9 protein-coding genes are annotated in these 10,017 nt (G+C 71.6%); 2 read left to right on the top strand and 7 right to left on the bottom strand.

Annotation, left to right across the window (positions count from 1 at the left end; all coding sequences use genetic code 11):
• The first annotated feature begins 419 nt into the window (after positions 1-419).
• On the top strand, positions 420-1,010 hold the full coding sequence (locus ACIBA9_RS37930) for an LmbU family transcriptional regulator (protein ID WP_399370312.1): 591 nt from the start codon (positions 420-422) through the stop codon (positions 1,008-1,010).
• 28 nt (positions 1,011-1,038) lie between these two features.
• Positions 1,039-1,245: a ferredoxin gene (locus ACIBA9_RS37925; protein WP_399370310.1), complete on the top strand. Its 207-nt coding sequence runs from the start codon at positions 1,039-1,041 to the stop codon at positions 1,243-1,245.
• Positions 1,246-1,320: 75 nt separating this feature from the next.
• Here ACIBA9_RS37925 and ACIBA9_RS37920 read toward each other — a convergent pair whose 3' ends face one another.
• The 7 genes from ACIBA9_RS37920 to ACIBA9_RS37890 all read right to left on the bottom strand — a co-directional run.
• A complete protein-coding gene (locus tag ACIBA9_RS37920) occupies positions 1,321-2,613 on the bottom strand; it encodes a cytochrome P450 (protein ID WP_399370308.1) in 1,293 nt (430 codons plus the stop codon).
• Between the two features lie 26 nt (positions 2,614-2,639).
• Complete coding sequence (gene acmL / locus ACIBA9_RS37915) at positions 2,640-3,680, bottom strand: 3-hydroxy-D-kynurenine methyltransferase AcmL (protein WP_399370306.1); 1,041 nt, start codon at positions 3,678-3,680, stop codon at positions 2,640-2,642.
• A 52-nt stretch (positions 3,681-3,732) separates the two neighbouring features.
• A complete protein-coding gene (locus ACIBA9_RS37910; protein WP_399370304.1) occupies positions 3,733-4,995 on the bottom strand; it encodes a kynureninase in 1,263 nt (420 codons plus the stop codon).
• A 72-nt stretch (positions 4,996-5,067) separates the two neighbouring features.
• Positions 5,068-5,910, bottom strand: a complete 843-nt coding sequence (locus ACIBA9_RS37905; protein WP_399370302.1) for a tryptophan 2,3-dioxygenase — start codon at positions 5,908-5,910, stop codon at positions 5,068-5,070.
• Positions 5,907-6,800, bottom strand: a complete 894-nt coding sequence (locus ACIBA9_RS37900) for an alpha/beta hydrolase (protein WP_399370300.1) — start codon at positions 6,798-6,800, stop codon at positions 5,907-5,909. Before ACIBA9_RS37900 ends, ACIBA9_RS37905 begins: the two co-directional genes overlap by 4 nt.
• Before the next feature lie 4 nt (positions 6,801-6,804).
• Positions 6,805-7,437, bottom strand: coding sequence for a DUF6875 domain-containing protein (locus ACIBA9_RS37895; protein WP_399370296.1), 633 nt, complete (start codon positions 7,435-7,437; stop codon positions 6,805-6,807).
• 71 nt (positions 7,438-7,508) lie between these two features.
• Positions 7,509-10,017, bottom strand: a 2,509-nt coding sequence (locus ACIBA9_RS37890) for an alpha/beta fold hydrolase (protein ID WP_399370294.1), incomplete at its 5' end; no start/stop codon positions are given.

Below are 10,017 nucleotides of genomic sequence, written 5' to 3'. Positions count from 1 at the left end.
CCGGGACGCGCTGTGCGCGGCCCTGGCCGCGGCACCCTCTCCGGAGCCGCACACGGTGGTGGGGGGGGGGGGGGGGGGGGGGGGGCGGGGGGCGCCCCCCCCCCCCCCCCCCCCCCCCCCGGCCCCCCCCCCGGGGGGGGGGGGGGGGGGCGGGGGCGGCCCCCCACGATTCGGCACGTGCCGCACTCCCCGAAGCGATCGCCATAGGAGCCGATTACCCTCCATCGGCCACCGCTGGCCGGAAACGTTCATTGACGCTATCTCGGACAGTGATTACCATTTTTTGAGTTTGCACCCTTGGTGACGCGAGGGCGCGGTAAATGGTGCGAGATGTATCATGCCCCGATTTCAGGAGAAAGCCGGTGCAGCACATCGCCAAGTACGACCGGAGTGACCGTCAATTACCAGCCGGCCGCCGAGTGGCCGAGGCTGCCCGCCCCCGCAGACCGGGCGGGCAGGAACGAATCTTCACCACCCGGGTCGGCCTCAAGATACCGACGAGCCTCACGTACGACCGATGGGAGAAGGCCGGGCAGCACATCTTCCAGATCGCCGACTCCTCCGCCTGGTGCCTGGGCGACTGGCTCGTCTACGGCCAGGACCGCTACGCCGACCGCTACCAGACCGGAGTGCAGGCCGCGGGTCTCGACTACCAGACGCTGCGCAACTACGCATGGGTGGCACGCCACTTCGAGCTCTGGCGTCGGCGCGAGACGCTGAGCTTCGGCCACCACGCCGAGGTCGCCTCCCTACCGCCGACGGAGGCCGACAACTGGCTCGACCAGGCGGAACAGCACGGTTGGTCACGCAACCAGCTCCGGCTGCGGCTACGGGAGAGCCGCAGAGAGAACCGACCGACCGGACCCGCACCGGCCAGCCAGCTCCGGATCAGCGCCCCCCGTGACCATGTCCAGCGCTGGCGGGAGGCCGCATCGAGGGGGGACCGGGACTTCGAGGAGTGGGTCCTGCTGACGCTCGACCGTGCCACCGCGCACGAGCTCGGTCATTGACGCCCCCGACCACCGGAGACCGCCCTCGATGGAGATCCACATCGACCACCGCACCTGTATCGGGTCCGGGCAGTGCACGCTGACGGCACCCACCGTGTTCACCCAGGACGACGACGGGTACGCCGCCCTCGTACCCGACGGGGCGCAGACGGCGACCCCGCGGCAGGTCACCCAGGCCGCCCTGTCCTGCCCCGTCCAGGCCATCGCCGTGGGGAACGACCCACCTGACGCCTGACGGCGCGACTCCCGCCCCCCAAGGGCCGAGGGCTCCACGGTGCAGACCGCGGAGCCCTCAGTGCTGCGGCTCGGATCATGCTCCGAGCCGCAGGCGCAACACGTTCAGCCGCCAACTGCCGGGCAACCGGGCACGGTCGTGCTCCGGATCGCCGTCGGCGAGCGCAAGGTCCGGGTAGCGGGCCAGCAGCCGGGCGAGCGCCACCTCGCCCTCCTGCCGGGCCAGCGTCGCACCCAGGCAGTAGTGGATGCCGTGGCCGAAGCCCACGTGGTTCTCGGCCTGCCCGTCCGGCTGACGTGTCAGGTGCAGCCGGTCCGGGTCGGTGTAGTGCCGCGGGTCGAAGTTGGCGGAGACCAGCACCGGTTGGACCGCGTCACCGCGGGCGATGCGCGTGCCGGCTATCTCCAGGTCCTCGACGGCGTAGCGCAGTCGGGCCACCTGCACCGAGCCGCACCAGCGCATCAGCTCGTGCACCGCTCTCGGGAACAGCGCCGGGTTCTCCCTGAGTCGTGCCAGCTGGTCGGGGTGGGTGAGCAGGGCCGCGGTGCCGTTGCCGATCAGATGCGTGCTCGTCTCATGGCCGGCCAGCACCAGGGTGAGCACCATGGTGACCATCTCCGTGTCGCTGAGCCGTCCGCCGTCGTCGTCCTGTGCCCGGATCAGCTCACTCAGCAGATCGTCCCTGAGCGCGGCGCGACGCTGTTCGATCAGACGATGGCAGTAGTCGATCATCACGGGGAAGGAGTGCTGTAGGCGTTCGGGCCGCATCGACACGAGGTCCCCGCCCCACTCCCGCCACCGCTCGAGGTCGACCTCGGGAATCCCGACGAGCCGGCAGATCACCGTGATCGACAGGGGATAGGCGTAGTGCTCCAGCAGGTCCACCGTGCCGTCCTGCGCCCGGTGGGGCAATTCGGCGAGCAGCCGGTCGGCGATCTGTTCGATGGCGGGACGCAGGTCGAGGATGCGGCGGGCCGTGAACGCCCGGGTCACCAGGCGGCGCAGCCGCGGATGGTCCGGCGGGTCGCTGTCCAGGATGGATCCGAGCAGGTAGATCCGTAAGTGCTCGGGGACCTTGAGCAGTTCCATCATCCCCTCGCGCGGATCCGCGCCCTGTGCGCCGGGCACGTGGGAGGGGGTGTTGACGAACCGTGGGTCGCGCAGCACGGCGCGGACGTCGTCGTAGCGGGTCACGAACCACACCGGGGTGCCGTCCACGAACCGGCCGCGGAGGACCGGGCCCTGCTCGCGCAGCCGGCCGTAACCGCCGAAGGGGTCCGCGAGCAGGTCGGGATCCATCATGTGCGGGCCGGCGGGGCACGCCGCTCCCCCGTCGGCCGGCGGGGCGTCCTGGAACGTGGAAGACATGGTCGGCTCCGGTGCTCGCTGGGGCGTCACTTGACCGCGCTGATCACGCCGTGCGGCGTCCACCGGCCGCCGGGCAGCCGCTCGGGCTTCACGAACCCGGCCGCGGCGAACCACTGCTCGTACTGGCCCCACCGGTAGATCGTGCTGCTGGCAGCCGGCAGTGTCGCGAAGTAGACGTTGTCCAGGGCCGCGTACAGCGGGCCGTCCCCGCTGTCGTCGGACATGGCGTTGAACACCAGCACCCGCCCGCCGTCCGGCAGCGCCGCGTGCGCCTTGCGCAACAGCCGTATGTTCTCCTGCGGCGACCAGATCACGAGCTGGTTGGCGAAGAGCACGCAGTCGTGGCCTGTCGGGTAGGTGTCGGCGAAGATGTCCGCGGACCGCACGGAGATCCGGTCGGACAGGCCGTGTTCGGCGATCTTCTCGCGGGCGATCTCCACCGTGCCGGGCAGGTCCAGGACGGTGAACTCCACGCCGGGGTTGGCCTGCGCGAGGGCGATGGCGTTGACGCCGTCACCGCCGCCCACGTCGAGCACGCGCCGCACTCCGGTGAGGTCGGCCTTCTCGACCAGCACGGGGTTGGACAGCCGGGACCAGGACCGCATGCAGCGGTAGAACAACTGCTCCAGCTCGGGGTTCGCGGACAGCCGGTGGTAGAGGTCCTCCCCCGTGCCCTTGATCCGTCGCAGGCCGACGTTGGTGTTCTCGCGCAGCGACGCGACGAAGTCCACCTCGGCGGGCCGGACGATCCGCTCCTCGTACTCGACGAGATCCTCGATGATCTCCCAAGTGCCTTCCGCCAGAAGACCGTTCAGCACATCGGCGTTCTCGTAGCCGTCGCCCTGACGCACTGTCAGTCCGAGGGCGGTGGTGCCGAGCAGCAGGATCTGCACCGGCCGCTCCTCCAGGTCGAGTTCCCGGCCGATCTCCGGCGGGGTCAGGCCCGGCCGCCGGTGCAGCAGGGTGAACAGGCCCAGGTCGCTGCCCGCGCGGAGCATCTGGAAGGCCGAGGAGCCGAACAGGATCTGTACCAGTCCGTCGGTGGTGAGCGGGGATGTGTGAGCCATGGGCACTCCGAATCGGCTGAGGTGGAGGGGGTGGTGTGCGGGGAGGCGGGGGTCAGGTCACCCGGGCGAGGCCGGCGGGCCGGGAGGCGTAGGCGCCCTCGGTCACGACGTCGCGAATACGGGCCAGCGCGTCCCAGACGTCGGTGAACCGGGTGACCAAGGGGGACAGACCGATACGCAGCCGGTCCGGGACCCGGTAGTCGCAGACGACCTTCGCGTCCGCGGCCAGCGCCTGGCAGATCCGCCAGGCGTCGGGGTGGTACAGGGACAGATGCGAACCGCGCCGCTCCGGCGGGCGGGGTGAGGCGGCCCGGAAGTCCAGCGGAGTGAGCCAGGCGTCCGCCAGATCGTCGGCCAGCCGGCCCAGCCGCAGCCCCTTGGCCCGGATCCGCGCCAGGCCGGCCTCCTCGACCAGGGCCAGGGCGGGATCGATCGCCGCCAGCGACACCAGCGGCGGGGTGCTCACCAGGAACCGCTCGATGCCCGGCACCGGGTCGTAGTCGGGCCCCATCTCGAACTGCCCGCGCTGCCCGTACCAGCCCCACACCGGCTGCCGCAGCCGGGACTGCAGGTCGCGCCGCACATAGAGGAAGGCGGGTGAACCCGGGCCGCCGTTGAGGTACTTGTACGTGCAGCCGACGGCGAGTTCCGTTCCGGTGCCGCCGAGGTCGACGGGGACGGCTCCGGCGGCGTGCGACACGTCCCACACCACCCGCGCGCCGGCCGCGTCGGCCAGGTCATTCACCTGCGCCATGTCCAGCAGCGCGCCGCTCCGGTAGGACACCAGGGACAGCACCACCAGCGCGACGTCACCGTTCAGTGCCGAGCGCAGCGCGTCGAGGTCGAGGCCGCCGTCCAGGTCGGACGGCAGCCGCACCAGCCGCAGCCCGCGCTGTTCGGCCAGACCCTGGACGATGTACCGGTTGGTCGGGAAGTCCTCGGCGTCCATCAGGACGGTGCCGCGCCCCGGTGCCGCGTCCAGGGCGGCGGCGGCCAGCTTGTAGAGGTTGACCGACGTGGAGTCGGAGATCACCACCTCACCGGGTGCGGCCCCGAGTACGTGCTCGGCGAGGCGGTCGCCGAGCCGGGCGCCCCAGTCGATCCAGCCCTGCCACGACCGCACCAGTCCCCCGCCCCAGCCCTTCTCGACCACTTCCCGCAGCACCCCCGGCGTGGCCGCGGGCAGGGGGCCCAGCGAGTTGCCGTCCAGGTAGATCAGCTCCGGATCGGCGATGACGAACCGCTCGCGGAACGCGGCGAGCGGATCGGCCGCGTCCAGTTCCTCGGCCACCGTGCGCGGGATCCCGCTCACCATCGGCCCTCCTTGTCTCGTGTCGTCCATGTCCGCCTGTCCCGGCCGTCCGCGGGGGAGCCCCTTGGCGCCCGGTCAGAGCGTGGAGCGCACCGACCACAGTTCCGGGAAGAAGCGGTGCTCACTGATCCGGGCGAGCCAGACCACGCCCTCCGTGCCGCCGGTCCCGGGCTTGGCGCCCAGCATCCGCTGCACGGTCACCAGGTGGGTGTAGCGCCAGCGCGCGAACTGGTCGGCGGTGTCCATCAGCGCCTCGGCGAGCAGATGCAGGTCGCGATGGCGGACGGGGTCCCGGTAGACCGACCGCCAGGCTTCCTCGACCTCCGCGCCGCAGCGGTACGGCAGGGTGACGTCCCGGTCCGTGGAGTCGTCCGGCGTGAGCAGCCCGCGCCGCGCCAGCAGCGCGAGCGCGGCGTCGTACAGGCTCGGCTCGTGCAGCTGGCCGACCACCGCGTCGTAGCCCGGCGTGTCCCGGTGCGGCGCGGCCATCGCGGGGTCCTTGTTGCCGAGCAGGAACTCCAGGCGCCGGTAGCCGGCCGACTGGAAGCCGGAGGCCGACCCCAGGACGTCCCGGAACCCGGCGAACTCCACCGGGGACAGCACGGAGAACGTCTCCCAGGAGACCAGCAGCACCTGCTGCACCCGCGCGGCGCGGCGCAGCGTCCACAGCGCGTCGTCGAGCAGGTCGTCCGCCAACTGGTCGCGCGCAGTGCCGAATTCAATGTGCAGCAGCTTGAACAGCAGCTCCTTGACCTGGCTCATGACGATGAACCCCGGCTCGGTAGGGGCCGAGCTGAGCGGATGCTGCAACGCCAGCAGCTCGTCCATCCGCGCGTAGTGGGCGTACGGGGTGGTGTCCGACGGGGATCCGACGGACAGCGGGCACACGGGGCTCCGGGGCGTCTGTTCGGTGGTCATGCGGTCGTTCCTTCCAGTCCCATCTGCGCCAGGACCGCGTCGCCCAGCACGGTGCCCGGCACGCCCAGGTCGTAGGGGAGGTCGAAGTGGTCGCGCCGATCGGCGACGACCTCCGTCACCGCTGCCCGGGGGCGCAGCGCCGTGACCATCCGGTCGTGCTGGCGGACGTACTCCTCGGTCTCGTTCCCGCCGCGGGCGATCACCGTCTCGGGCAGCCGCGCCGGCAGTCGAAGGATCGGGCTGTTGCGGCGGGTCGCCGCCTCGTCCAGCCGCAGCGCGTCGTTGATGTAGGACAGGCGGACCGGCTCCAGGTCGTACATGCCGCTGAGCAGCACCGCCCCGGTGATCCGGCCGGACACGTCCGGGCCGGCCGACGCATCGGGCAGCAGGGCCATGGCGGCCAGGTGCGCACCGGCCGAGGTGCCGCACAGATGGAGGCGGCCCGGGGCGAACCCGAGCCCGTCCGCGTGCCGCAGCAGCCAGTCCACGGCCCGGCGCACCATGCCCGCCATCGCGTCCAGGCCGACGTCCGGCGCCAGCCCGTACTCGATCACCGCGACCGCCGCGCCGGCGGCCAGCAACGGCGGTACCGGGAAGGCCGATTCGGCGCGGCCGAGTGCCTGCCAGTTCCCGCCGTGCACGAACACCAGCAGCGGCGGCCGAGCGGCTCCCGGTCCGGGGAAGTAGTCGAGTCTCTCCGCCGGGTGCGGGCCGTAGGCGAGAGAGGTCCGCACCGGGTGGGCCCGGCGGGCGGCCTCGCTCAGCCGCTCGTACGCGCGCAGGTAGGCGTCCAGGCTCGCCACACGGGAACTCGGCGAGTACTGCCGGTCCAGCGTGGCCTGGTCCATGTCCCGGTACACGGCGGCTCCGGCCGGCGGTGCGCCGCGCATGCGCTCAGGTCCCCGGAGCGTAGGCGGCACGGGCCCGCTCGTACACCTCGGTCAGCAGCGGATCGATGCCGTGCGACCCGCTGCGGTAGCGGGCTCCGAAACGGCTCGCGTACTCCTCGAACCACTGCCGCCGGTCGGCCAGGAACAGCACGTCGTGGATCGCCATCGACCGCACCGCCATCATCGGCACCGGTGCGTGGCTCACCTCGAAGGCCGGATTGCGCGCGGCCTTCTCCGCGCACTTCTCGTGGAACTGCGCGATCATCAACCCCCGGCGCACACTCTCCGGCTTCAGCGCGGTGTGCGCCGCGTCCAACAGGTGCAGGTGCTCGGCCGGCAGGTCCGGCAGGACGAGCAGCAGCGAGCGCAGATTCGGGTTGCCGGACTTCCAGTCGACCTCGCTGAACTCGTCGAGGCCGCAACGGACGATCTCGTCGATCAGGGTCTGGCTTGGAGTGGGGCCGACCAGTCTGACGCGGATCTCCAGCGCGGCGGCACGCTGGGCGGGTTCGACGAACGGGCACACCGGGCCGGTGCGTCCGAGTTCGCCGTGGGGTCGGCGGATGTACTCGCTCAGCCATTCGTCCACGGTGGCCAGGGCCCTGGCCACGTCGACGGAGAGCACGTCGGTCAGCATCAGTGTCAGTCCTCGGGTGTCGGTCCTCGCGGACAGCGGACGGCGGGTTCCCGGTGGGCGGCCCTCGAAGGTCACTCGTCGCCGGTGAGGTCGTGGAGCTTGGCCGAGAGGATGCGGCCGATCTCGGCCAGCGTGTCCGGGCGGGTCAGCATCGACCCGTGGTCGCCGGGCACCACATGGGCCTCGACGGAGCCGCGCACGTACGGCTGCCAGGCCCCGGCGGTCACCGGCGGGTCCTGCTCCTGCGAGCAGGCGATCAGCAGCAGGTCTCCGTCGATCGGGCCGGGCCGGTAGTCGACGGTCAGGTGGGTGTTGTTCGCCGAGATCTCGGCGATCGTCGTGAGCCGGTCCTCCTCCAGGTTGGCCAGCGCGCTGCCCTGGCGGCGCAGGATCTCCCGCGCCTTGGCGAAGGTCATCTCCTCGTCGTCGTGATGACTGCCGTCGTCGACGAGACCCACGTGGTACAGCAGCATCACCCGGTCGTCCGGGGCGGGCACATCGGCGTGGGTGAGACCCTGCCAGTCGGGGATCACGTCGAGCACCGCGACCAGTGCCACAGGTTCGCCGCGCCGCTGGAACTCCGCGGCCAGCGCGTGCGCGCACAGCCCGCCGAACGACCAGCCGGCCAGGTGGTACGGCCCGTGCGGCTGCACCCTCTGGATCTGGTCGGCATAGTCCTCCGCCATCTCCTCGATGGTGGCGGGCCGGGGTTCCGGCCGGGCCAGACTGCGGGCCTGGATGCCGTACAGCGGGTACTGCGGCCCCAGGTGCTTGATGAGCGCGCTGTACGACCAGCTGATGCCCCCGCCCGGATGGACGCAGAACAGCGGCGGCCTGCTGCCCCCGGTGCGCAGCGGCAGCATCACCTCGTACGAGCCGTCCGCGTCGTCGACGTCGAGCCGGGCCGCGATGCCCGCCGGTGTCGGCGCCTCGAACAGGCTCCGCACGCCCAGCTCGACGCCGAAGGCCGCGCGTAGCCGAGCCATCAGCCGGGTGGCCAACAGCGAGTGCCCGCCGAGGTCGAAGAAGTCCTCGCTCACACCGACCACCGGTCGACCGAGGACCTCCGCGAACAGTTCGCACACCACCTGCTCCTGCGGGGTGGCCGGCGCCCGCCCGATGTCGGCGCTCTCCGGTTCGAGCACCGGCAGCGCGGCACGGTCGAGCTTGCCGTTGGAGGTGAGCGGCAGCCGGTCGAGCGGAACGACGGCGGCGGGGCGCATGTACTCGGGCAGCCGACGGCGCAGGTGCTCTCGTACGGCCACGAGCAGGGCACCGGTGCTCCGGCCGGTGGCCGGACTGGTGGTCCAGGAGGAGGTCGGCGTGCCGGGGCCGGCCGCGCCCGTGGGTGCGTAGGCACCGACGGGCACCCCCTCGCCGAGCAGTTCGCGCTTGACGTACGTGAGATCGAGGGTGGTCGGGTCGTGCCCGTTCCAGCTGATCGCCGTCCAGTACCCGTACTTCTCGCCCAGGCGGTGCAAGTTCTCCGGATCGGCGTCGGCCGTGTCCCGGACGTCCGGTGCCGTCCCGGACTCGAGCGCACGCTGTGCGGCGAGGTCGGCCGCGATGCGCGCGTGGGGTACCCCGGTGACGCGCAGCCGGTCGGGCCGCGCGCTGTCCAGATGCTCGGCGAGGGCGCCCAGGTCACGAGTCCAGGGTCGGGTGGGGGCGTCGTCGAGGAGGTGGGCTGTGATGCCGGTCTTGTAGAGGGTGGCGTCGTAGCGATAGCGGGTGAGTTCGTTGTGGGCGGTGCCGCGCTTGAGCTGGATGTCGGTGCCCGCCAGGTCGGGGAGGTGGTGGGCGAGGGCGCTGAAGTACTCGGGGTCGACGAGGAGTTCCTTCTCCAGGACCAGGCTCTGCTCGACGGCACGGCGGATCGCGGCCGTGTCGCTCCGGTCCTCGGCACGTGCAGCCTGCACACCGGAGGCGAAGGTCCGCAGCAATCGCGGATTGCGCAGGTCGCCCAGGAACAGGGCGCCACCCGGCGCGAGCAGGCGGAAGGCCTGCTGGACGACCTGCGTCAGGTATCCGCCATTCGGGAAGTACTGGGCCACCGAGTTGAGCACGATCGTGTCGAAGTGCCCGTGGGGAAGGTCGCCGTGCTCGTGGGCGGCCTGCACCCGGAGCCTGACCCGCCGGGCCAGCTCGGGGACGGCGTCGACATGACGCCTCAGCTCCTCCACGACGACCGGGGAGAAGTCCGTGCCCCAGTACTCCTCGCACTCGGGTGCCAGTCCGGACAGCAGCAGACCGGTGCCGACACCGATCTCCAGCACACGGCCGGGCTGGAGCGCCCTGATCCGCTCGAGCGTGGCCGCACGCCACTCCCGCATCTCGGGCAGCGGGATCGGCTCACCGTCGTAACTGCTGTTCCAGCCCGAGAAGTCCTCGCCGAGCGTCGAACCGGGCGCCGAGTACAACGAATCGTAGAGATCCCGCCACTCACCGATCTGGTCCCGCTCCTCCTCGTCCCCCGTCGATCCGTCGGTGTCGGGGACGAGGTAGGCGATCAGGCGGGTGCTGCCGGACTGGTCGTGGTGGGAGACCACGGCAGCCTGGCCGATCGCCGGATGGTCCGTG

It is taken from the genome of Streptomyces sp. NPDC051452 (assembly GCF_044454765.1).
Taxonomy (GTDB): Bacteria; Actinomycetota; Actinomycetes; order Streptomycetales; family Streptomycetaceae; genus Streptomyces.
The sequence above is the reverse complement of the archived record's forward strand: the minus strand, read 5'-3'. Positions and strand labels throughout refer to the sequence as shown.